Here is a 22,940-nt window from a genome sequence, read left to right as displayed (position 1 = left end):
TGGCGGGGCTTGCTGGGGTGGTCCTCAGCTCTTCCGCGCGGCTCGAATCACCCGCGGATACTTCTGCAGGTCGCAGATCGTCGGAAGCACCTCGTAATCCGATCGCTCCCCGATCAGCCGCCGGACGGCCTCGTCCTGATCGAAGCCGATTTCCATCATCAGGCGACCGCCCGGCTTGAGGAGGGGGGCAGCCTGATCGACGAGGCGGGCGATGACGTCCAGGCCGTCGGCACCGCCGTCCAGGGCGAGCCTCGGCTCGAAGTCGCGGACGCCAGGGTCCAGCTCATCAACGACGGCTGATGGAATATACGGCGGGTTGGAGACGATCACGTCGAACGGCCCGCGATCGGCGACCGGGGCCAGCAGGTCGCCCTGGAGGAATTCGATGCGATCGGCCACCTCGTGCCGTTCGGCGTTGCGACGGGCCACTGCGAGAGCATCGGGCGAGACGTCGATCGCCACGAATCGAGCCCCCGCACAGTGCTTGGCGGAGGCTACGGCGACGCATCCCGAGCCGGTCCCGACATCGACCGCCGAGGGCGATTCCAGCCCCTTCACCGCCGCGAGGAACTCCATCACCAGGAACTCGGTCTCGGGCCTCGGGATGAGCACGGCCGGCGAGACGTCGAACCGAAGCGAGTAGAATTCCTTGCGACCCACGAGATAGGCGACGGGAGCCCCTTCGGCGCGACGACGCACCAGATCGCGATACTTGCCGCGGGCCGACTCGCCGACGATTTCCTCGTAGTGGGTGTAGAGCTGCACGCGCTCGTAGTCGAGGACGTGGGCGAGCATCACCTCGGCGTCGAGGCGGGGGCTATCCGATCCGCGCTTCTTGAGGAACTCGGCCGTCCAGGCAAGGAGCCGGCCGATGGTCCAATCGTCGTCGGAACGTCGAGGGGACTCGCCGGCCGTCGCGGGTTCTTGGGAATCGGGCCGCATGCCGCCCCTCTCTCCGTGGGGTTCGTTCCGATCAGAGGTCGCCCAGTTGCTCGCGGCGATCGTGCTCAACCAGCGCCTTCAGGAGGTCGAGCATGTCCCCCTGGATCACCTGGTCAAGATTGTAGAGCGTCAGGCCGATCCGGTGGTCGGTCACGCGGTTCTGCGGGAAATTGTAAGTGCGGATCCGCTGCGAGCGATCCCCAGAACCGATCAGCGTCCGCCGCGCCTGGTCGCGTTCCGACCGGGTCCGTTCCTGGAGCTGCTCGTAGATCCGCGAGCGCAGGACGCGGAACGCCTTGGCCTTGTTCTTGTGCTGGCTGCGCTCATCGCGGCAGTTGACGACGATCCCGGTCGGGAGGTGCGTCAGCCGGACGCCGCTCTCGACCTTGTTCTGGTGCTGACCGCCGGGACCGCCAGAGCACATCAGGTCGATGCGGACGTCCTCGGGCCGGATGTCGATCTCGACGTCCTCGGGCTCGGGGAGGACGGCGACGGTCGCGGCCGAGGTGTGGATGCGTCCCTGGGCCTCGGTCTGCGGCACGCGCTGGACGCGATGGCCGCCGCTCTCGAACTGGAGGAGCCGGAAGGCGCCCTCGCCGGCGACGCTGAAGGAGACCTCACGGAAGCCGCCCAGCTCAGTCGGCTCCATGTCGATCAGCTCGAACTTCCAGCCCATCGTCTCAGCGAACCGGCGATACATCTCGTAGAGGTCGCGGGCGAAGAGCGCAGCCTCGTCGCCGCCCGTGCCGGCGCGGATTTCCATGATGAGCGCGGCATGATCCGCGCCCGATTCTCGGTCGTAGAGGAGGTTGCGCAGGGCCTCCGCGTCGACCTCCCGGCGCTCGCGGAGGCCGGCGAGTTCACCCTCGGCGTACTCCTTCATCTCGGCGTCGCGCTCGGCGTCGAGGAGTGTCTCGGCCTCGTCGATCAGGCGGCCGAGTTCAAGGTAGCGCCCGTAAAGGGTGGCCACCTTGGCAATTTTCCCCCGCTCGCGCGAGAGCGCCGTGACGCGGACGGGATCGACGGCCACGGCCGGGTCGACGAGTTCCCGCTCGATCTCCTGGAAGCGACGGTAGTCGGCCTGGAGCTTCTCAAACACGCGAGGGACGACCCGATGGGGTTCTCGAAAGACCTATGTTCAGCAAGCCAGCGCTATGGAAGCGAAACGGCCCGGCGGGGACGAGAACGTCCCGCGGGCCGTTGCCTAAAATCGAGGCGAGTCGAAACTACGCCTTGGCGGGCTCGGCGGCCTTCTTGGCCTTGCCGTAGGTCCCCTGGAACTTCTTGTTGAACTTGTCGACTCGACCGGCCGCGTCGACGAACTTCACCGAGCCGGTGAAGAACGGGTGGCACTTCGAGCAGACTTCCACGACGATCTTGGGCTTGGTGCTGCGGGTCTGGAAGGTGTTGCCGCAGCCGCAGCTGACCGTGGAATCGACGTACTTGGGGTGGATGCCGTCTTTCATCGCCGTTCGTCTTTTCTCGTATGAGAGTTTGTTCCAAAAGGGCCGGGGACTATCCCCTTCCTTGCCTCTTGTGAACCGACTCTGAGTGGCGGCCGGCCCCAAGGAAGGAGTCCGGACCGAAGCAGACACTGTAACACAAACGATCGGCCGGCCCCAAGGTCAGTTGGAGACGCCGAGTCGCTGGCGGACGTCCTTTTCCACCTGCTCATAGGTGAACTGGTTGTCCACGTCTTCCATGGTGAACCTGGCGATCTCTTTACCGTCGGGTCCATAGAGGAATACGGCGGGGATGGCGCTGATGTTCAACTTGTCGAAGCCGACGCCGAACTCCTCCTTCAGGAGGACGTTGGTGAAAGTCGCCTTCTTTTCGCGGAGAAACTTCTCAGCGTCGGCGACCGCCTTGGAATCTTCGTAGTCGTCGAGCGACAGCGAGACGACGGCCAGCCCCTTGTCGCCGTACTTGTGGTACATCTCGACGAGGTGGGGGAAGTTCTGCTTGCAAGGGCCGCAAGTGGTGGCCCAGGCGTCGACGATCGTAAACTTCGCGTCCTTGGTGGAGGCGAGGTGCTTCTGGAAATCGGCCCACGTGAGTTGACGGAGCGTCACCGCGTCGGTCTTCGTATCGCCGGCGCGACCGAAGCACGCGAGCGAGGCGACCAGGCAGACCGAGAGCAGGGCGGATTTGCGGATCATGGCCACAGGTTCCTCGATCGGGTGAAGCGAAGCGAGCCGTCGGACCAAAAGGTCCGACGGCCCGAGAGTTTCAGTTGGTCGCCTTGAAGGCGTCCCGACTCACTTCTTGTAGCCGATGCCGCACCCCGGGGCCTTGGTCTCGGTGACTTCCGGGGTCTTGCCGGCGAGAAGGGCGTCAACGGCGTCCTTCACGTAGTGCTTGCTGACCTTCTCTTCCTTCGGGTTGTCATCGAAGGCGCCGATGTACTGGACGTTGCGATTCTTGTCCAGGACGAAGAAGGTCGGGGTGGTCTTGGCGCCGTAGGCCTTGCCGATGGCCTGGGTCTCGTCGTGGCCGTACAGGTAGTTGATCTTGGCGTCGTTCTTGTCGGCGATCCGCTTGGCGACGGCCGGGAGCTTGTCGCCTTCCTGGTCGGCGACGCAAACGCCGACGACGGTGACGCCCTTGTCCTTGTAGGCGGTGGTGAACTCGTTGAGGCGGTCCTCAACGCCCAGAACGGCCGGGCAGTGGTTGGCGAGGAAGACGAGGACGACGACGTCGTCCTTCAGGTCCGAAAGGGTCAGGCTGGCCTGCTCGCCGGTCGCCGAAACGGCCGGGATGCCCGAGAAGACCGGAGCCTTGTCGCCGATCTTCACCTTGTCGTTGGCGAACGCCGGGGTCGCCAGGGCTGCGACGACCAAGCCGAGAAGAACTTTCCGCATCGAGGCTGACTCCGTCTGGGGTGTGAGGTCTGGGCCGGGCGTCCTCCGCGCGACTCCCGCCCACATGACGAACCACCGATCGGTCGAGGCGAGAGCCGCCGGACGACGACGAACCCTCGGAACGCTCAGCTTTCTGAAGAAAGCGTTATAGCTGGTCTACACGGCTTGCCGTTTTCGAGAGCTCCGTCCGCTTCGACCCTCTGCGGATGTCCGGACGCCCTCGGGATGCTTCGATCGACCGATTATAAGACCGTGATAGGGCCAGTCAACAACTCAGCCGCACCGGCGCAGGGTCGACCCAAGCCTGCCGCCTCGCATCATTCGCTTCACCGAGGCCGCTCTCAGTGGCGCCGGGCGCTCCAGGAGAGGGAGTTCGCGATCGAGTGCCGGACTGCGGGGTGGAACAGGACGGGATACGATTCGGAGCCGGTCCGGAGATAGACGACCCTCCCCTTGCCGACGGTCCAGGTCAGGCCGCTGCGGACGGTCTCCCCGCGCTCCCAGGTCGACACGAAGACGACGGTTTCAGGCTCGGGAACTGCGAACGGCTCAGAGAACATGTCAGTCTTGGGAATGGTGAAGGGAACGATTCCCGCGGCGATGGGATGGTCGGGAGCCCTCACCGCGACGAACTCCGGCCGGCCGTCCTCGCGCCAGCTGGCAGGCTCGCAGGGGGTCCCCGACATCAAAAGTCGGAACGGCTTGCTGCCGCAAGAGGCGTAGAGCGCCACAAGGCCGAGCCGACCGTCGCGGACGCGGGCGGCGACCGCCTCGGCGCGATCGTCGGGAAGTTCGTCGTGACGGGCCCGACCCCACCAGAGGAGGACGTCGGTGTCGTCGAGGGCCTGATCGGCGAGCCCCGCTTGAGGCTCGTCGAGCCGCGCCCGGGTGATTCGAAAATCGGAATGACGAGCCAGTCCCTCCGCCAGAGCCGCGTCGACCCCCTTGGGATAGACGGACGCCGACGACTCGCCCTCGCACCAGATCCGCACGCGGACAGGCTTGGACGTCTGAGCGTAAACAGAAGCCGACGCGGATACGCAGGCGATCAGACAAAAGGCCGACGCGAAATCACGCACGAACAATCGGCGGGCAAGAATCACCGAGATCCTCCTGGAGGGGGTCCAGGTTTCGGGCGGGGGCGATGGCGGGAAATCAAACCTAGGTGGGATGAGAGCGCGTCCGCACCGGGATCGCCGCTTTCACACGTCCGATGATAAACGTCGAGAGACGTGCATTCAACCGAATTCCAACGGGATTCGTGCAAGAACGCACGAACGGCCGGGCTCGCCTGCGATTCGCGGCGGAGCCCGGCCGTGGTGGTTCTCATCTCAGGTTTCGGCGATCGAGGTCAACGGCCGTTGAAGCGGACGTCCTCGATCATGTCCTCCTGAGCGTGCTCGATGAAGTGCCAGGAGCATTCGTCGGCAACGACCTTGAGGAACTTGCTCTTGAAGGTCGGCTCGCCCACGCCGGAATCCATCGGGATCGGCCCGCGCTTGGGGAACTCGGACTCCTGGTAGTCGTCGTAGATCGACTCCGACTCCTTCTCCTGGTCGGTCAGCGGCTTCCCCTTGCTGTTGGTGGGGTACTTCAGCTCGAACGCCTGGATATGGACCTTGGCCTTCCCCTGGAGGACGTTGAGGTCGCCCGGGTGCCGGGTCTCGAAGTTCTCCACTTCCAGAACGACCACCACGTCCGCCTCGAAGTCGCGGGCGGCCTGGACTGGGTCGGACCACTTGGGATGGGCTTCGATCCAGTCGCCGGCCTTCTCGCTTTCGACCATCGTGATCTTCTTGTTCTTCTTCAGATCACTGATGAACTGCCGGGAGAGGTCGCGTTCGAGGCCCGGGAATCGGCTCAACGTCCCCGCATCCGCGGCGGTCAGGACGACGACCTTCTTCCCCTTCAGCGAAGGCCCGGGCGCGGGGATCGTCGGCTCATAGGGCTGGAGGAAGTACATCAGGGTCCGCGGGTCGCAGCCCGCGAGGGTCAGCAGCAGGGCGAAGGCCACCGCGTGGGCGGAGAGACGTCGCATCCTCGTCATCGTACGGGGGGTCATTGGCCGCCCCCTCCTTCCTTGGTTCGGGCGTGGGCCGGGTCGGGCCTGAAACCGGCGCCGCGCCGGCGGGGGCCATGTCGGCCGGGCCGTCAAGAAATCGCATCAACCAGAATGCGGAACCCACCAGGACCAGCAGGAACAGCAGGCCCACCAGCGGCGTCCCCGGCGAGCGAAAGCCGATCGGCAGTCGCGTCCAGACGCCCAGCATCAACCAGACGACCAAAGGCCCGGCCAGCACGCCCAGCAGAGCCCCCGCGGGGTTGGCCCGCCAGGCTCGAACCAGTCGCCCCCGCGTCGTCTCGGCCACGGCGGTCGTCGCCCCGCAGAAGGGGCAGAACCGTCCCGTCGAGGCCAGATACGAACACGGAGCCAGCCCAAGCCGCTCGTGCGAGCCGTAACCGCGAGGGTCGGGCTTCAGGCTTCGGCCGATCGCCAGCATGACCATCAGTCCGACCGCCAGGGCCGCGAAGGACCACCGGACCGGCTGCGAAAGGGGTCGACTCGGCGGGTGTTGATTCATCGCAGGAGACCGGGGCGCTCATCGAGACGCCGACCGTCGGACTTGAATCGTCCGGAAATGCCTCGGCAACCTACTCGCTTGGGCGATTTACGGCAACCCCGGATCAGAGTTTCTCGACCCACGCCTCGGCCTCGTCCATGGCCGCGTTCATGCGACGTTCGATCTCGGCCCGGCCGGCTTCGAGCGCCTCGCGGTCGGCGTCGGGGGGGATGAAGACCGGCGCGGGGGTGACGGCCGCCGCCTTGCTCCATGGCTTGGGGACGCAGAAACGGTCCCAGCTCTTGGCCCGCCACGAGTCCTTGAACGCCATTCCCGCGCCGACGACCGGCAGACCCGTCCGGCTGGCGAGATACGCGATCCCCTGATGGACGTGCCGACGGGGGCCTCGGGGACCGTCGGGCGTCACGCAGAGGTTCCCCTCGGTGATGGTCTCGGTCATCTCGCGGAGTGCGCGGGCGCCGCCGCGGGTCGTCGAGCCCCGGACGACGCCGAATCCCAGCCGCTTCACAACCTGGGTGATCATCTCACCGTCGCGGTGGTCGCTGATGAGGATGTTCATCGACGGCCAGTTCCAGTAATAGGCCGGGAAGAGCATCACCTCGTGGAAAAACGCGTAGATGTAGCGCTTCCCCTCGCGGCGGGCGACCTCAGGGTCGACGGCCGGATCCTCGTAGCGGAAGTGGAAGTCCCACGTCTTCCCCAGCCCGCGAATCAGGTGCGAACCGACATGGCCGATCGTCTGGATCAGCAGCGGATGCTGGATCTTCATGGAACTTCCTTCCCTGGAAGTGGAGGCCCCCGAGCGCGCGGGGGAGCCTACGCGAATCGCCTGAAAAACGCCAGACCAGCCGCTGGCTCAGGCTCGCTCGTTGCGTCGGGCTAGGGCGTCGGCGGCGGCGAAGGTCAGGATGACCACGCCGGTGATGAACGTCCGGTATTCGTCCGGGAATCCGCTCATCGTAATCTGAGTCCGGAGCGCCTGAAGGAGCAGGGCGCCGGCTGCCGCCCCCAGAACGCTTCCCCGTCCTCCTTGAAGCGACACGCCGCCGACCACGCAGGCGGCGATCGAGTCGAACTCATAGCCGACGGCCGTATCGGCCTTCGCCATCCGCACCCAGGCTAGAAAGAGCACGGCCGCCGCTCCCGCCGCTAGACCGCTGAGGGCGAAGGTCCAGATCCGCAGCCGAATCGTCCGAACGCCGGCCAGCCGCGCAGCTTCAGCGTTGCCTCCCAGCGCATAGACGTGCTGCCCGAAGACTGACCATCGCAGGACGATCCACGAGATCAACGCAGCCGCCAGAAAGATCAGGCCACGGAAGGAGACGAACGTCTCGCCGTACTTGAATCCCGAATCCAGCCCTTGAAAGACGGGCGTCTTGATCTGGCCGCCGCTCAGAGTGATGAACGCCGCTCCTCGAAAGATCAGCAGCGTGCTCATCGTGGTGACGAACGGGTTCGTCCTCACCACGGAAACGAAAAACCCGTTGAGCGAACCGAGCAGCAGGCCCCCCAGCAAGGCCGCCGTCAGGCAGACAGGCCATCCCCAGGCGTCCTGCGAAAGCCGACCGACGATCGCCGCGATCAGCGCCAGCAGAGCCCCCTGAGACAGGTCGAAGCCGCCGCCGATCAGCACGAACGCCTGGCCGACCGCCAGCACTCCTATGATGCTGGCCTGGGCCAGGATGCTGGCGAGCGTCCCCGGCGTGAAGAAACGTTCGGTCCGAAGCATCAGCGCGAGAGCCCCGACGATCAGGAGGATCTGGGGGAGTCGGGCGACGATGGGTCGGAGTGCTGCGGGCATGACGGTCTCTCGATAATCTCGGGGGCTCAGCCCTCAACCACGGCTGCGGAGACGGCGTGTTCGGTGAGGTCGGGCGGACGCAGTTCGCGGGCGACGCGCCCCTGGCGAACGATCACGCAGCGGTCGGCGAGCCGTGCCATCTCCTGAACGTCGGACGTGATGAGCAACACGCAGCGGCCCGCGTCCGCGAGACCATCGATCCAGCGGTGGATCGCCTCGCGGGTCTTCACGTCGATTCCGCGGGTCGGCTCGTTGAGGATGAACAATTCTGGATCGCGGGCCGCCCAGCGCGCCAGGAGAACCTTCTGCTGGTTCCCCCCCGAAAGCGTCAACACGCTCTGGGAGAGCCCCGACGAGGCGACCTCGAACTTCTCGCACCACTCGCGGGCCAGCGCCCAGCGACGAGACGGACGAAGCCAGCCGCCGACCGACAACTCGCGGTAGCTGGCGAGCGTCAGGTTTTCCAGGATCCCCTGAGAGGGAATCAGACCCCGGCCGCGACGGTCAGCGGGAATCATGGCGACCCCCAGTCGAGCAGCCTCGGCCGGATGTCTGGGTCGAAAGGGACGTCCTTCCCAAGAGACCTCTCCGGCCTCCGCTCGCGAGGCTCCGAACAAGATCGACGCCAGTTCCTCATGCCCTGCGCCGGCGAGCCCCGTCAAACCGACGACTTCGCCGGGGGCGACATCCAGATCCAACCCCCGGAGCGTTCGGCCGACGAGACCAGACACTCGCAGGCGGGGCTCGGCGGCGGCCTTCCGAGGCGGTCGTTCACGAACGTCGACAGCCTCGCCGACCATGTGCGCGACGACTTCCGGAAGCGAGATTTCCGAGGTCTTCCAAGAGCCGATCTTGGAGCCGTCTCGCAGCACGGTGATCCGGTCGGCCAGTTCGAAGACCTCGTCCAGGTGGTGGGAGACGAAGAGGATCGGCACGCCTCGATCGCGGATGTTGCGAAGGACGTCGAACAACCGCCCCGTCTCAGCGCGCGAGAGGGCGGCGGTCGGCTCATCGAGGACCAGCACGCGAAGCCGTCGGCCGAGCGCGCGAGCGATCTCGACCTGCTGGCGTTCGCCGATCGTAAACGAACCGACGCGAGCCGCCGGGTCGATCGCGAAGCCGAGTTCTTCGAGCACTCGTCGAGCATCGCGGAGGATGGCCCGGCGGTCGATCCAGGGGCCCAGACGAGGCTCGTTGCCGAGCGCCAGGTTCTCGGCCACGGTGAACTCGTCGACGAGGCTCAGCTCCTGATAGATGATCGCGACGCCCCGCGCGAGGGCCGCGGCGGGGTTCGCGAACCGGGCTGGTACGCCGTCGATCGTGATCGTCCCCGAATCCGGCCGAACCACGCCGCCGAGGATCTGGATGAGCGTACTCTTCCCTGCGCCGTTCTCGCCGCAGAGGGCGTGGATCTCGCCGCCGACGAGGTCCAGGTCCACGCCCTTCAACGCTCGAACGCCCGAGAACGAGCGGGTCAGTCCGACCAGCGAAACGCGGCCGGGATCCGGAGATTGGTCAGGCATGAGCGAGCGGGCGGGGGAAGTCGTCGGAATCAAGCCAACTTCCCCCCTGGAGGGGAAGGTGGTCCGTAGAGGACGAATGGTTCTCGGTTTTCAGTTGTCAGAGAACTGCGATTACGTTCCCTCGGCTGAAAATTGAGAACTGGCAGCCGAGAACTTCTCGGCAGTCGTCCCCCTCATCTGATCGCTGCGCGGTCTGCCTTCCCCGTCCAGGGGGGAAGACGTCTGACTCATGGGCGTCGCCGGTGGTGATGCTGCCCGGGGAACTTGGCGGCGGCCTCGTCGGAGGTCGTCGGCTTCTGCGGCTTCACCGCGCCCACCCGGCCGGACGGCTTGACCGGCGCGGGCTTGCGAGCTTTCGCCGGCTCCTCGTCAAACAGCTTGGGAATCACGTCGTCGAGCGTGTCAACAAACCTGAAGGTCAGGTCGGCCTTCACGTCGGCCGGCAGTTCGACGAGGTCCTTCTCGTTATGCCGGGGAAGCAAGACCGAGCGAATTCCAGCGCGACGAGCGGCCAGGATCTTATCCCGCACTCCGCCGACGGGGAGCACACGGCCGGTCAACGTGACCTCGCCGGTCATCGCCAGCTCGGACTTGATCGCCTTATCGCGGAAGAGGCTGATGAGGGCCGAGGCGATCGCCACCCCCGCCGACGGTCCATCCTTCGGCACGGCCCCAGCCGGGACGTGGATGTGGACGTCGGTCTTCGCGAGCTTGCTCAGGTCCAGCGCGAGCAACTTGGCGTGGCTGCGGAGGTAGCTCATCGCCGCCTGCGCGCTCTCGCGCATCGAGTCGCCTAGCAGACCGGTCAGCGTCAAGGCTCCCTTGCCGGGCATGCCGGTGGCCTCGATGAACAGGATCTCGCCGCCGGTGGGGGTCCAGGCCAGGCCCGTCGCGACGCCAGGCAGTCCGGTGCGGTCGGCCAACTCGCGATAGTAGCGCGACGGCCCCAGCAGTTCGGCGACCTGGGTCGGACCGACCGTGACCGCCTTCTTCTTCCCCTCAGCCCGGCGCCGGGCGATCTTGCGGCAGACGGCCGCGATTTCGCGTTCCAGGTTTCGCAGGCCGGCTTCGCGGGTGTAGTCGGCGATGACCTTGCGCACGGCCTGATCGGTGATGTCGAGGTCGGCGGCGACCAGTCCGTGGGCGTCAAGCTGCTTGGGAATGATGTACTTCTGCGCGATGAGCGTTTTCTCCTCCTCGCTGTAGCCGGGAAGGTGAAGCACCTCCATCCGGTCCAGCAGCGGGGTGGGAATCGTCTCCAGCACGTTCGCCGTGGCGATGAACATGACCTTCGAGAGATCGAAGTCGACGTCCAGGTAGTGGTCGCGGAAGGTCGCGTTCTGCTCGGGGTCGAGGACTTCCAGGAGCGCCGCGGACGGGTCGCCTCGGAAGTCGTTGCCGAGCTTGTCGACCTCGTCGAGCATGAAGACCGGATTGTTGGTCGCGGCCTTGCGGATCCCCTGGATAATCCGCCCGGGCATCGCGGCGACGTAAGTCCGACGGTGGCCCCGGATCTCGGCCTCGTCGTGGACGCCGCCCAAACTGACGCGGACGAACTCTCGCCCCAGCGCCTTCGCGATGCTCTTGCCCAGAGACGTCTTGCCCGTCCCCGGCGGCCCGGCAAAGCAGAGGATCGGCCCCTTCATGTCCTGCTTCAGCTTGCGCACGGCGAGGTATTCGAGGATCCGCTCCTTGATCTTCTCCAGGTCGTAATGGTCCGTGTCCAGAATCCTCCGGGCGCGGCGAAGGTCCAGGCGGTCCTTGCTCGCCTTGTCCCAGGGGAGCAGAGCCAGCCAGTCCAGGTAGGTGCGGACGATCGAATACTCGGCCGAACTGGGGTGCATCGCCACCAAGCGTTCCAGCTCGCGCTCAGCCTCGCGCTGAACGTCCTCGGGCGGATTGGCGGCCTTGATTCGATCCCAAAGCTCGGCGACCTCAGGATTCTCCGCCTCGCCTTCGCCAAGCTCTTCCTGGATGGCCTTGATCTGCTGGCGGAGGAAGTGGTCGCGTTGAGCCTTCGAAAGCTCCGAGCCGACCTGCTCCTGGATCTTGGTGGAGAGTTCCAGCACGGCCAGTTGCCGCGAGAGGAACTGCGAGAGCCGCTCCAGCCGAAGCCGGACGTTGATCTCGCCGAGCATCACCTGCCGCTCTTCGATGGAGAAAGGCAGACTGGAGGCGAGGAGATCCGCAAGCCGGCCGGGCTCACGGGTGTTCATCGCGGCGACCTGAAGCTCCTCGGGGATCTGCTGCGACTGATCCACCATTCGCTGAAACAGGCGAGTGATGTGGTGGACCAGGGCGTCGATCTGGACCCCTTCTTCCTCAACCTCTTCCAGCGGCTCGACTTCGCCGACCAGATAGGGCTCGGTCTGAACGACCCGCAGCAAGCGCGCGCGTGTCTGCCCCTGGCAGACGATCCGCGTCGAGCCGTCCGGGAACTTAAGCATCTTAAGAACGGTCCCGACACAGATGGTCGGGAACAGGTCACCCATCGTCGGCTCATCGATCTCTGGGTGGAGCTGGCTGACGAGCCCCACCAAACGCTCGCCGACCATGACTTCGTCGATGAGCCGGATCCCACTGGGGCGATTGATCACCAGCGGGACGACCGTCTGCGGAAACACGACGTCCGACCGCAACGGCAACAACGGCAATCGGTTGGTCCGAACCGCTGAATCCGCGCCCACGCGAGCTGGCTCGCCTTCTCCCTCTATCCGCCGCGTCCCGGTCCGCTTTCCTGACCGGACCTGCTTACTGCGTGAGTGCATGAAACCCCGTTCTGCTCGCGCTGTTCAAAAGGACGCCGAGGCGGACGAGCCCCGATGCGGACTCTTCGCGGGCGGACTCGTGAATTGTGGTCCATCCTGCCTGGAAAAGAAAGAGGGGGACCCTACAAGCTCCCCCAATGCAACGCAAATCGTGCTGAGACAACGAACTACGCGGTCCCGGGCGGCTTTCCGCCATGTTGCTTTTCGGCACACGCGTTCAACGCCGCCACCAGTCGTCGTCATCCTTGCTGAACCGGCTGGCTTCATGCAGCCGCTGGAGTTGTTCGTAGTTGATATAGGCGAAGTATCCCATGAACAAGGTGATGAACAGATCCTGGGACTGCACGCCAAGGAAAATCGCGATCAAGCCAGCCGTGACGAAGGAAACGCCGTGGCTCCATCGCAGGCCGTTGCGGGGATTGGCCTGAGTCATCACCACCTGAGCCGCCTGCCCACCGTCGAGCGGCCAGATCGGCAACAGATTGATCAACGTCCAGTAGAGGTTGATCTGCACCATCTGAACGTACGTCTCTCTGATCAGGCTCACGTCTCGACCCAGTCCGCTCGGAAGCTTGCTTAGTCCGCCGAGGAAGGCTTGCGCGTTCGGGGTGAGACCGACGAAGGGTCTGACGAGCGCCAGGTGCTCCGCCGGGGTGATGTGGTAAAGCAGGCTGTAGACGAGCAACGTCGCCAGGAAGAGCAGGAAACCCGCGGCAGGACCGGCCAGGACCACCGCCAACCTCTGGCCGGGGGTGCGTTCCGTGCCGGAGTAGCAAAGACCTCCCAGGCTGTAGAGGAGGATCGAAGGCGATCCGCCGAACCACTTCCCCATGAGAGCGTGTCCGAACTCGTGGACGAGGATCGAGACGAAGACGCAGGCGACCCACAGAGCCACCAACCTCAGGTCGTTCCGGGCGCCGGTCATCCCCAGCAGAGCGCTGAACATCCAGAAAAAAGGATGGACGCGAACGGGGATCCCCAGGACTTCAAATCGCAGGTCGTAATTCGAGGGAGGTGCAACGGAGCTCATCGGGTCCTCGCTGTTTCCCGCGAAAGAGGCGGGGCGCTGGAAGCGGCGTCGTGATCGAGCCTACAATGTTACCGTCGCCCCCGCCATGAGGGCCAACCCGAGAGCCTCGGGGCGACCCAAAACCCGCCCGAGCGATCCACTCCGCCCATGAAATTCACGAAGATGCACGGCCTCGGCAACGACTACGTCTACGTCGAGACCTTCACCCAGCCCGAGCCAGCCGACTTCGGCGCGATCGCCCGCGCGGTCAGCGATCGCCACTTCGGCATCGGGTCCGACGGCCTGATTGCGATCCTCCCCAGCGACCGCGCCGACGCCCGCATGCGGATGTTCAACGTCGACGGCTCCGAAGGCGAGATGTGCGGCAACGGCGTCCGCTGCGTCGCCAAGTACATCCACGACCACGGGATCGCCAAAAAACCGCGCGTGACCGTTGAGACCGGCCGAGGCGTCCTGACGCTCGACCTGACCGTCGAAGGGGGCGAGGCGAAGCTCGTCCGCGTCGACATGGGGACGCCGATCCTCAACGCCGACGCCGTTCCGACGACCCTTCCAGGCGATCCAGTCGTCGAAGCGCCGGTGGAGATCGGCGGCAAGGAGCTGAAGCTCACGGCCGTCTCGATGGGCAACCCTCACGCCGTCCTGTTCGTGGACGACGTTGACGCTTTCCCCCTGGAGACGCTGGGGCCGCTGATCGAGCGTCACCCGGTCTTCCCCAAGCGGGTGAACTTCCACGTCGCGCAGGTCGTCTCGCCCAGCGAGGTGAAGATGCGGACCTGGGAACGGGGTTCCGGGATCACGATGGCCTGCGGGACAGGGGCGTGCTCCGTCTGCGTGGCCGGCGTGCTGACGGGGCGTACCGGCCCGAAGGTCCTCGCGCACCTGCCGGGAGGGGACCTGGAACTGGAATGGGCCTCGCGCGACGCCTCGGTCCTCATGACCGGGCCCGCCACCGAGGTCTTCAGCGGCGAATGGCGTGAAACCGGTCAGTAAGCCGGCTTGTGCTGGTCGATGTTCGCCTTGTTGATGAGGCGGAGGGGGGTGACGACCTCGCGGTCGACGGACTCCCCCTTCAGCTTCGCCGCCATGACCTCGACGGCCTTCGCCCCCTGTTCACGAGGGTCCTGAAGGATCGTGCAGGCCAGACGGCCGTCGCGGACGGCGTCGAAGGCCGTCTTCGCGCCGTCGAAGCCGAGAACGGCGACGTCCTTCCACCCTTCGGCCTGGGAGACCTCGGCGGCGGGGAGCGCCATCTCGTCGGACTGGGCGACCACGGCGCGGATCTCGCCGGGCTTGAAGCGGCGGACGAGGTCGGTCATGACCCCTTTCGCCTTGTCTTCCTGGAAGCCGGCGAAACGACGGTCGGCGACCTCGATCTCAGGATGCTTCTGGAGCACGGCGGTCAGCCCCTCGCTCCGATTGCGCTGGGGGCTGGAGCCCTCGGTCCCTTCCAGGTAGATGATCTTGCCCCCCTTGGGGCCGAGGAGTCGGACGAGTTCCTCCCCCTGGAGAACGCCCCCCTCGGCGTCGTCGGCCCCGACGTAGCTGACGACCTCGCCGCCGTTGATCCGACGGTTGACGGCCAGGATCGGCGTCCCTGCGCGGTTGGCGGCTTCGACGGCGGGGATGAGCGCGTCCTCGTCGCGAGGGCAGAGGATGATCGCCTTGCAGCCCAGGTTCAGGAGCGTCTCAACCTGGCCGATCTGCTTCGCGTCGTCGTCCTGGCCGTCGCGAACGTCGATCTCCAGGCCGAGTTCCTTGGCCTTGGCCTCCATCCCTTCTCTCATCGCCGTGAAGAAAGGATGGCTGAACATCGGGAGAACCGCGCCGATCTTCCCGGAGCCCTTCCCAGCCGGCTTCGAGGGGCCTGAGTCGGTCGCGACTTCCACTCCGCATCCCGAGAGGAACAGGGCCAGCAGGGCCGGCGCAGCCAGCAGTTTCAGGGTCGACATCGCTTCGGACTCCCGGGAGCCGAGGGAGTGGGGCCGCCTCGCACGCGGCCCCATTGTGGCGACCGGCTCAGCGGAGTTCCAGAGGCTCGATCGTCACCTTCCCCTGGACGCGGAGAATCGGCAGGAACGACTCGAACGGCGAGACCCCTTCCAGGCTGGAGTCCGAAAGCTTGATGTGCGTCGCGTCGACCTGCGATTGGTCGAACGAGGAGTCGAGGGCGACCCAGCGATTGTTCACGAAGACCTCGTGCCACATGTGGAAGCCGAAGCCCTTGGCTTTCAGTTCCTTGCTGTCGACGAAGATCAGCCCCACGGCGACCCGCGACGGGATCCCCTTCGCTCGCGACATGGCCGCCGCGAGGACTGAGTGTTCGGTGCAGTCGCCGGTGAGGTTCACGGCCGCCTCGCTGGCGGGTGCGAACGTCGTCGCGAAGTTGCTCCGCATGTTCTGGAAGACCCACTTGTTGATCCGGACGGCCTGCTCCCAGGGATCTGCGGCGTTTCCGACGGCGCGATCGGCCAACCGCTTCACCCGGGCGTCCGCACTGGTCACCACGCCGTTGGGACGGAGGAATTCGGGCCCGGGTTCAGACCCGGCCTCGCCGTCGTTGGGCCCCATCGTGTTGATGATCATGACGGCCGACTTGCCGTCCCCGGAAGGCGTCAACGTCTGGCGGCGATCGTTGGGGATGATCTTGGTCGGGTCCTCGTCCTTGAGGGTGACCTGATACTTGATGTACGTCGTCTGATAGGGGTTGGGGATCTCGCGAGACGTTTTGACGATCGTCCCCCGGATCTGGTCGTACTTGATCCGACCGCCAGGGGCCTTGGCCCCTTCCTCGGTGGTGCGATAGGTGGTCATCCCGCCCAGAAGATCGACGTCTTGCTTGAGGATCTGTCCGGCGGTGTCGACCCAGAGCGTCGCGCCCAGTTCGGGGCGGACCTTACCGTCCAGCGTCGCGATCTGCTCCACCTTCCGAAGCGGCCGCTTCATGCCGTCGCCGAGTTCGATGTCCGAGGTCGGCCCGCCTTTGAGCTCGATGTCGACCACCCTGTTGAGGTCGGGGATGTACATCTTGAGCGTGCGGCTCTCCCCTTCGGTCATCGGCGTCTTGGCCATGCTTTGCTCGGCCGCATAAGGGCCGCGAACCTCGGGCCCCCAGGGGACGATCTGCTCCTGACGCTGCTTGGTCCCTTCCAGGATCAACCGCATCTGCCCCTTGATCACATCGCCGTAAACGCGGATCTCGTTGTCGCTGGTCAGAGTTCGGGTGTCCAGGCGGAGAACTTCCCCCTCGGGGGTCTCGATCGTGCCGTACATCATCTTCTGGGTGACGACGTCGTCGCCGCGGCGGAAGCTCAGCACGGTGTCGACCCGCACGCGGTTCAGCGGGCGGTTCTTCTCCGTCACCTTTTCGATGAAGGTGTGGATGTATCCGATCTTGTTGCCCGCCAGGAAGACGGCGTCCCAGGCGTCCTCGGCGTGGGCGGCCGGGACGGCGAGGGCGGTCGTCAGGATCATCAGGAGGAGGCTCGAGCGGCGAAGTCGAATTCGGTTCATGACGACCCAGACCTTTCCCTGGACGAGCAGCGGCATCCACACTTGGACGCGCCCGGCGCGCGGAATCCCTCTGCTTCACTATCGGAGAATGACGGGACGCCCTCAAGCTCAAGTGAGGGACGCCCTCGGCGACGACAACCGGCCGGGGCCGCCGGCTCATCCGAATGCGGCCTCGCCACAGGCCCCTCGTCGGCACTAGACTGGGAGACCCAAACCGCGCACCTGCCTTCTCGTGGAATCCGTTGGCTCATGGAAACCCTGGAGACCGAGCGACTCGTCCTCCGCCAGTTCCGCGAAAGCGACCTCGACGCCTACGTCGCAATGACGGGAGATCCCGACGTCATGAGGTATCTGGGCTCCGGGCCGATGAACCGGTCCGAGGCCTGGCGGAACATGGCCATGATCCTGGGACATTGGCGACTGCGCGGCTTCGGCTTCTGGGCCGTTGAAGAAAAGCAGACTGGAGAGATGCTGGGACGCGTAGGCTGCTGGCGGCCGGAAGGTTGGCCGGGCCTGGAGGTCGGCTGGGCCCTTCGACGCGTCTACTGGGGCAAAGGTTATGCGACTGAAGCGGCCAGCGCCTCGTTGGAGTTCGCCTTTGCGACGCTTCAGGAACGCCACGTCATCAGCATGATCCACGGCGACAACCTGGCGTCGAAACGCGTGGCGCGTCGGCTGGGGATGCGGCTGGAAGGACGCACGGAGATCTTCGACATCCCCGTCGAGGTGTACGGAATCCGGCGAGCCGGAGCGACGATCGCCGGCACGCCGGCGCTTCGATCCTGAGCCTCAGGAGGCGCTCTCCTCCTTGTTGCGTTTTCGAGTGGCTGCGGCCTTCTTGGCGGCTTCGGACCGCGCCGAAGCCGGGCGGGCTGCCGAAGCGGCCCCACTGAGCTTGCCGCCCTTCTTGCTTGGCTCGTGGTTCTCGGCCTTGCCCCGGCCGCTCCCCGACTTCTTGCCGCCGCCGGTCTCCTTGTTCACCGTGGCCCAGGCCCGGCGCTCAGCTTCCTTCTCAGGCACGCCGCGGTCCTCATAACTCTCGGCGATGTGATCGGCCTGACGTTTCTGCTTGTCCGTGTACTTCGATTTATCTCCCCGCGGCATGGTTCGTTCTCCGGTTCCTTGTTAGGTGAAGTCGCTCGCAAGCCTTGAGACGTTGATGCGACGAGAACCGGTTGAGACCCCCATACAAAACTCAGGCCGGCAGTGTAACGAATCCGTCGACTTCCTAGATTTTCCTGATCCCGCGGAATCGACGGTATAGCGACAGGGCGTCCGCGGCGGGTAAAATCGTAGGATTTCGAGATTCCGGCCGAAGTGCCGGATTCGATCTACCAAAGCGACCGCGATGTTTCTATACTCTGGATTGGCTGGAAACCGAACGAGCGCGTGCCGTAGATCCCAATAGAGCTTCTCGTCTGCCTCTTCCGCCTTTCCACCACCAGGGCCGGTTCACGGCCCCTTTCAGGACCCGGAAAGTGAGTAGTGGGTCGGAGTCGAGTCGCCACGCTAGGAGTTAGCAGGTGGGCAAGAAACTGTATGTCGGGAATCTCTCGTACCGCGTGAACAGCTCGGACCTGGAGCAGCTGTTCTCGCAGTTCGGCACCGTCGAGAGCGCTGAGGTCATCTCCGATCGCGAGACCGGCCGCAGCAAGGGTTTCGGTTTCGTCGAGATGAGCACGGACGCCGAGGCCCAGGCCGCCATTGACGGCCTGCACGATCATGAATCCGAAGGCCGTCGCCTGACGGTCAACGAAGCCCGCCCGCGTGAGCCCCGTTCGGGCGGCGGCGGCTATGGTGGCGGTGGTCGCTCCGGCGGCGGCGGCTACGGCGGCGGCGGCGGATACGGCGGCGGCGGCGGTGGTTACGGCGGCGGCGGTCGCGGCGGAGATCGTCGCGGCGGCGGCGGTGGCTACGACCGCGGCGGTCGTTATTGATCGACCTCGGCTCTCGCTTCCCTTGAGCGAGTGATACACCAACGCCCCGGCGGATTCAGGAATCCGCCGGGGCGTTTTGCGTTTCGAAGAGCGGCTCGCCGATCGCTCGCGGGATCGATCAGGCGTCGGGCTTCGGCCGGGCCACGGCCAGGGGACGGAGAACAGCCAGCATCGTGTTGAGGTGAGCCAGGCGAGGACCGAACCGATCGACGAAATCGCTGAGGGCGAAATCACCGTCGACCAGGTTCTCGTGGTTTTCCTCGACGTAGTCGGCCATCTCGGCGATCAGCGCGGCGTGAACCTGTTCGAGCCGCCCGAGCGCTTCTCGGCTGGCGTCGAGCACCCGTTGATGGCCGTTCTGCCAGCGTTCCAGCTCAGCGGACTGGCGGGCGCGCTGCTCACGGTTGACCTGAACGATCTCGCGGGTCAGCTCCAGTTCCTGACGGTTCATCTCCAGGTTTTGCCGGAGGACGTCGAGAGTCTGGTTTTGCAGGTTGACCAGATGATGCAGCAGGACGATCGGGTCGTTCTGTCCCTGGACCGAGCCCGAAGGACCCTGGCCGGTCGGCGAGACTTCCATGCGATACGTCCATGACGCCGAGGACGGATTGTCGGGGGCTGACACTGCGACCTCCTTCACGACGTTGATTCCGATCAGCTCCCGAACAAGTCCGTGGTCGCCTGAAGGGCGATTGGCGGGGGAGGCGGTCCAGGAGGTACATGCGCTCGGCCGATCCGGGGCCGCGGAGAGATACCTTAGTATATCCTACACGATACCCATCGAACAGGTGACGACCGCATCGTCAGCGAATCCCGAAAATCCATCAAGTTCGACGCTCAGAGCGTCAGGTCGACGTCGTCGTCGTCGTCTTCGTCGTTCGGGTCGTGCCCGTCGACCCCGTGCTGAAAGGCGTCGGGGAGGGCGTCGACGAGATCGCCCGCGATCAGCCCAATCTCTCCCGAATGATCCCGGGCGATGTCCCCCGCGGTCCCATGGGTGAAGACCGCCAGTTGAGCCGCCTCGAAGGCCGCAAGTCCTTGTCCCAGAAGCGCCGCGACGACGCCGGTGAGAACGTCTCCGGTCCCCCCCGTCGCCATGCCGGGGTTCCCGGTCGTGTTCACGTAAACTCGATCGCCGTCCGTCACGAGCGTTCCCTGGCCCTTCACGGCCACGACGAGATGCTTGCTGCGGGAGGCGAGGCCGGAAGCCAGCGACTCGCGATCGGCCTGCACCTCCTTGATCGTCTTACCGGTGAGACGGGCGAACTCGCCAGGATGAGGCGTCAACACGGCGGGCTGCGAGAGCCGTTCCAGAATGCGGACGTCCTTCGCCAGCGCGTTGAGGGCATCGGCGTCCAGAACGAGCTTCTTTCCCGAGGACTCGACGGCCCAACGGACGAGTTCCAGGATCGAGTCGGTCTGGCCGAGGCCGGGACCGATCGCCAGGACGTCGGCTTTCTCGGCGAGCCGTTCAAGCGCCCCTCGCGCCGCGGCGAAGTCGAGGAACCCCTCGACGTCGCAGGGCAGGGGGTAGGTCATGTACGAGGGCTCAAACGAGGCGACGGTAGGCTGGACCTCGGCTGGGCAGGCGACCCGAACGAGCCCCGCGCCGGAACGAAGGGCCGACGCCCCGCAAAGCCCCGCCGCTCCTGCCATGCCCCGTCCGCCGGCGACGATCAGGATGGAGCCGTAATCCCCCTTGTGTCCCTTGGGAGACCGAACCGGCAGCGAGGGAATGGATTCGACCCGTTTCAAAGCCATGGCGCGGAGACCTCAGTCCGATTTTCCGTCGACGCCCGCTCGGGCCTGTCCCGCCCGCCGGGCGATGAGGCCGGCGACGTAGCCGCCGTTGAAGCCAGCGTCGATGTTCACGACGACCACGTTCGACGAACAGCTGTTGAGCATCCCCAGGAGCGCGGCGAGCCCCTGGAAGTTGGCCCCATAGCCGATGCTGGTCGGCACGGCGATGACCGGGCACGACGACAGCCCGCCGACCACGCTCGGCAGTGCACCTTCCATACCGGCGACGACGACCAATGCATCGGCGTCGCTGAGACGGTCGAGCCGGCTGAGAAGCCGGTGCAGACCGGCGACCCCGACGTCGGCCAGCAGAGTCACCTCGCAATTCCAGGCCTCGGCGGTGACGCGCGCCTCCTCGGCCACGGGCAGGTCGCTGGTGCCGGCGGTGACGACGACCACTCGACCGACTTTTGGTCCCTCGGCCTCCGGGCCGGCCTTGCGGAACGTCCGGGCCATCGCGCTGTGGACGCCCTCGGGGAAAACACTGCGCAAGCGCTCCGCGACCGTCGGCTCGACCCGCGTGACCAGGCAGCCCTGGCCGTGCTGAATCTGAGTGTGGAGGATCGCCTCGATCTGGTCGGCCGTCTTGCCGAGGCCGAAGACCACCTCGGGAAAACCGCAACGATTGCGGCGATGGAGATCGACGTGCGCGAACCCGCCGGTCTCGGCGAACCCCTGCTGCTGGGCCTCAATGGCCTGCGCCGCCTTTTCGGGAGTCATCTCGCCCGACGCGACGGCCTGGAACAACTGCGCGAGATGCCGTGGAATCATGGGGGGCCGGTTTCCCGATGGAGAAGCGGATTCGGGGCGCGCTTCGGAGCGCGTCGATTCCGATCAACCGTAACGGCGAGGTCAAGGTTCCGCAACCGGATTGAGCTACCGTCGCCTCCCGGTTGCGTGCTAGCCTGGAATTCTGATGCGAGAGGCTCGATCCACGTCGACGCCCCGGGGCTCAGTCTTTATGTCCACCCCTCCCCAAGAGCGTCGCGAACCCATCAGCGGCGTCCCGATCGCCTACCCGCCGGCCCCTCCGCGCCGAGCCAGGGCCGCCGTCGTCACGGCCGAAGCGGGGTTGGCCGGCGAACCAAGTTCGATGGGCGCGAACTTCTGGACGGTCGACACGCTCAAAAGCTGGGGAGGTTCCGTCGGCCTGCACACGGCGTTTCTGCTCGTCCTGGCGTTCTGGTACTTCACACCGCCGATTCGAAGACCGATTGAGTTCGACTCCCGGCTGGGCGGCTCGCCCGAGGGCGTCATCGGCGGGACGACCCTGCTGGGAGGACTGAACACGCCCGAGGACGAGCCGGGCGTGACCGAGGCGACCTCCGCACCGACCCCCGAGCCGCTGATTGAGATGAGCAAACTCGATCTCGGCTCCGTCGCCCTGAAGTCCCGAGGGAAATCGAGCGTCGGCGGCGGAGCCCCCAACGACAACCCAGGAGCAGGGGACGGAACCGGCTTCGGCCTGGCCCGCTTCGGCGACGGTTCGGAGACGATCCGGGGAATCCAGGTCAAGGTCGGCGACCCCCAGTTCACCTTGATCTGGGACACCCAGGCCGACCTCGACCTCCACGTCATCGAACCCGGCGGCAAGGAAATCTACTGGGAGGAGCGCAGGGGCGATCAGGGGGGCGAACTCGACGTCGACAACACACGCGGCTTCGGCCCAGAGAACATCTACTGGCTCGTCGAAACCGGCAAGGACGACGGCTCGCAGATCAAGGGCGACGGCCCGCCGGGCGTTTATCGCTGGTTCGTCTCGTATTACGGCGGCTTCGGCGGAATCCCCAAACCAACTCAATGGCAGGTCCGGATCAAGCACGCCGGCCACGTCGCCATCCAGCGCGGCAAGCTGCGGAGCTTCGACGAGAAGAGCAAGGTCTTTACGCTGACCGTCGGCCCCAGGGCCGAGATTCCAAAGGATATGGACGACCCCCCCGTCCTTCCCCCCGAACGACCCTGATCGAGACCCCGTCGCGCCTGCACGCTCGCGTGCGGAAAACCCGATTCTGTTAAAATACGACGACGTCTTCGTCGAATTACGACGGTACACTCGGGTACGAGCGATCACTAGCGCCACTCGCCCTCGCGGCGAATCGGCTCCCCGGTTATAGTCCGGCGCATCGCATCCATACCTGTCGCGTCGACCTTAAGGACGCGTCTCTTCATGCAACGCTTTTCAG

General features: G+C 65.6%; 23 protein-coding genes. 4 read left to right on the top strand and 19 right to left on the bottom strand.

Features of this window, described 5'->3' with window-relative positions; translation table 11 throughout:
• Positions 1-24: 24 nt before the first annotated feature.
• The 13 genes from prmC to G5C50_RS00415 all read right to left on the bottom strand — a co-directional run bounded on the left by prmC (position 25) and on the right by G5C50_RS00415 (position 13,507).
• A complete protein-coding gene (gene prmC, locus G5C50_RS00475; protein WP_165063559.1) occupies positions 25-942 on the bottom strand; it encodes a peptide chain release factor N(5)-glutamine methyltransferase in 918 nt (305 codons plus the stop codon).
• 31 nt (positions 943-973) lie between these two features.
• Positions 974-2,041: a peptide chain release factor 1 gene (gene prfA / locus G5C50_RS00470; protein WP_165063558.1), complete on the bottom strand. Its 1,068-nt coding sequence runs from the start codon at positions 2,039-2,041 to the stop codon at positions 974-976.
• Positions 2,042-2,168: 127 nt separating this feature from the next.
• On the bottom strand, positions 2,169-2,408 hold the full coding sequence (gene rpmE / locus G5C50_RS00465; RefSeq protein WP_165063557.1) for a 50S ribosomal protein L31: 240 nt from the start codon (positions 2,406-2,408) through the stop codon (positions 2,169-2,171).
• A gap of 159 nt (positions 2,409-2,567) precedes the next feature.
• Positions 2,568-3,101, bottom strand: a complete 534-nt coding sequence (locus tag G5C50_RS00460; RefSeq protein WP_165063556.1) for a TlpA family protein disulfide reductase — start codon at positions 3,099-3,101, stop codon at positions 2,568-2,570.
• Positions 3,102-3,200: 99 nt separating this feature from the next.
• Positions 3,201-3,803, bottom strand: coding sequence for a redoxin family protein (locus G5C50_RS00455; protein ID WP_165063555.1), 603 nt, complete (start codon positions 3,801-3,803; stop codon positions 3,201-3,203).
• Between the two features lie 341 nt (positions 3,804-4,144).
• Positions 4,145-4,906: a ThuA domain-containing protein gene (locus tag G5C50_RS00450; RefSeq protein WP_240906893.1), complete on the bottom strand. Its 762-nt coding sequence runs from the start codon at positions 4,904-4,906 to the stop codon at positions 4,145-4,147.
• Between the two features lie 248 nt (positions 4,907-5,154).
• Complete coding sequence (locus G5C50_RS00445; protein WP_240906892.1) at positions 5,155-5,841, bottom strand: hypothetical protein; 687 nt, start codon at positions 5,839-5,841, stop codon at positions 5,155-5,157.
• On the bottom strand, positions 5,744-6,385 hold the full coding sequence (locus G5C50_RS32480; RefSeq protein WP_165063553.1) for a DUF2752 domain-containing protein: 642 nt from the start codon (positions 6,383-6,385) through the stop codon (positions 5,744-5,746). Before G5C50_RS32480 ends, G5C50_RS00445 begins: the two co-directional genes overlap by 98 nt.
• A 103-nt stretch (positions 6,386-6,488) precedes the next feature.
• Positions 6,489-7,154 (bottom strand): lysophospholipid acyltransferase family protein, encoded by a 666-nt coding sequence (locus G5C50_RS00435; protein ID WP_165063551.1) that lies wholly within the window; start codon positions 7,152-7,154, stop codon positions 6,489-6,491.
• A gap of 87 nt (positions 7,155-7,241) precedes the next feature.
• Positions 7,242-8,186, bottom strand: a complete 945-nt coding sequence (locus G5C50_RS00430; RefSeq protein WP_165063549.1) for an ABC transporter permease — start codon at positions 8,184-8,186, stop codon at positions 7,242-7,244.
• 26 nt (positions 8,187-8,212) lie between these two features.
• Positions 8,213-9,742: a sugar ABC transporter ATP-binding protein gene (locus tag G5C50_RS00425; protein ID WP_165063547.1), complete on the bottom strand. Its 1,530-nt coding sequence runs from the start codon at positions 9,740-9,742 to the stop codon at positions 8,213-8,215.
• Positions 9,743-9,936: 194 nt separating this feature from the next.
• Positions 9,937-12,396 (bottom strand): endopeptidase La, encoded by a 2,460-nt coding sequence (gene lon / locus G5C50_RS00420; protein WP_240906891.1) that lies wholly within the window; start codon positions 12,394-12,396, stop codon positions 9,937-9,939.
• A 298-nt stretch (positions 12,397-12,694) separates the two neighbouring features.
• Complete coding sequence (locus G5C50_RS00415; RefSeq protein ID WP_165063544.1) at positions 12,695-13,507, bottom strand: metalloprotease; 813 nt, start codon at positions 13,505-13,507, stop codon at positions 12,695-12,697.
• 147 nt (positions 13,508-13,654) lie between these two features.
• Between G5C50_RS00415 and dapF the strand changes: the two genes are divergently transcribed.
• A complete protein-coding gene (gene dapF, locus G5C50_RS00410) occupies positions 13,655-14,500 on the top strand; it encodes a diaminopimelate epimerase (protein ID WP_165063542.1) in 846 nt (281 codons plus the stop codon).
• Here the strand turns inward: dapF and G5C50_RS00405 are convergent.
• Together G5C50_RS00405 and G5C50_RS00400 are read right to left on the bottom strand one after the other, a co-directional pair.
• Positions 14,494-15,459: a sugar ABC transporter substrate-binding protein gene (locus tag G5C50_RS00405; protein WP_165063540.1), complete on the bottom strand. Its 966-nt coding sequence runs from the start codon at positions 15,457-15,459 to the stop codon at positions 14,494-14,496. The two genes, dapF and G5C50_RS00405, sit on opposite strands and share 7 nt — an antisense overlap.
• 67 nt (positions 15,460-15,526) lie before the next feature.
• On the bottom strand, positions 15,527-16,981 hold the full coding sequence (locus G5C50_RS00400) for a transglutaminase-like domain-containing protein (RefSeq protein ID WP_240906890.1): 1,455 nt from the start codon (positions 16,979-16,981) through the stop codon (positions 15,527-15,529).
• A gap of 288 nt (positions 16,982-17,269) precedes the next feature.
• Between G5C50_RS00400 and G5C50_RS00395 the strand changes: the two genes are divergently transcribed.
• On the top strand, positions 17,270-17,806 hold the full coding sequence (locus tag G5C50_RS00395; protein ID WP_165063536.1) for a GNAT family N-acetyltransferase: 537 nt from the start codon (positions 17,270-17,272) through the stop codon (positions 17,804-17,806).
• Between the two features lie 3 nt (positions 17,807-17,809).
• Here G5C50_RS00395 and G5C50_RS00390 read toward each other — a convergent pair whose 3' ends face one another.
• A complete protein-coding gene (locus G5C50_RS00390) occupies positions 17,810-18,124 on the bottom strand; it encodes a plasmid stabilization protein (protein ID WP_165063534.1) in 315 nt (104 codons plus the stop codon).
• Between the two features lie 419 nt (positions 18,125-18,543).
• Here G5C50_RS00390 and G5C50_RS00385 point away from each other — a divergent pair, with 419 nt between their 5' ends.
• Positions 18,544-18,957 carry an RNA recognition motif domain-containing protein gene (locus G5C50_RS00385; protein WP_165063532.1) on the top strand — a complete coding sequence of 138 codons (414 nt, stop codon included), beginning with the start codon at positions 18,544-18,546 and terminating at the stop codon, positions 18,955-18,957.
• A 118-nt stretch (positions 18,958-19,075) separates the two neighbouring features.
• Here G5C50_RS00385 and G5C50_RS00380 read toward each other — a convergent pair whose 3' ends face one another.
• The 3 genes from G5C50_RS00380 to larB all read right to left on the bottom strand — a co-directional run bounded on the left by G5C50_RS00380 (position 19,076) and on the right by larB (position 21,528).
• Positions 19,076-19,582 (bottom strand): hypothetical protein, encoded by a 507-nt coding sequence (locus G5C50_RS00380; RefSeq protein WP_240906889.1) that lies wholly within the window; start codon positions 19,580-19,582, stop codon positions 19,076-19,078.
• Positions 19,583-19,794: 212 nt separating this feature from the next.
• Complete coding sequence (locus G5C50_RS00375; protein ID WP_165063530.1) at positions 19,795-20,718, bottom strand: NAD(P)H-hydrate dehydratase; 924 nt, start codon at positions 20,716-20,718, stop codon at positions 19,795-19,797.
• A 12-nt stretch (positions 20,719-20,730) separates the two neighbouring features.
• Positions 20,731-21,528: a nickel pincer cofactor biosynthesis protein LarB gene (larB, locus tag G5C50_RS00370; protein ID WP_165063528.1), complete on the bottom strand. Its 798-nt coding sequence runs from the start codon at positions 21,526-21,528 to the stop codon at positions 20,731-20,733.
• Positions 21,529-21,718: 190 nt separating this feature from the next.
• Here larB and G5C50_RS00365 point away from each other — a divergent pair, with 190 nt between their 5' ends.
• A complete protein-coding gene (locus tag G5C50_RS00365) occupies positions 21,719-22,720 on the top strand; it encodes a YfaP family protein (protein WP_165063520.1) in 1,002 nt (333 codons plus the stop codon).
• The last annotated feature ends 220 nt before the right edge of the window (positions 22,721-22,940 follow it).

The organism is Paludisphaera rhizosphaerae, from assembly GCF_011065895.1.
GTDB lineage: Bacteria > Planctomycetota > Planctomycetia > Isosphaerales > Isosphaeraceae > Paludisphaera > Paludisphaera rhizosphaerae.
The sequence above is the reverse complement of the archived record's forward strand: the minus strand, read 5'-3'. Positions and strand labels throughout refer to the sequence as shown.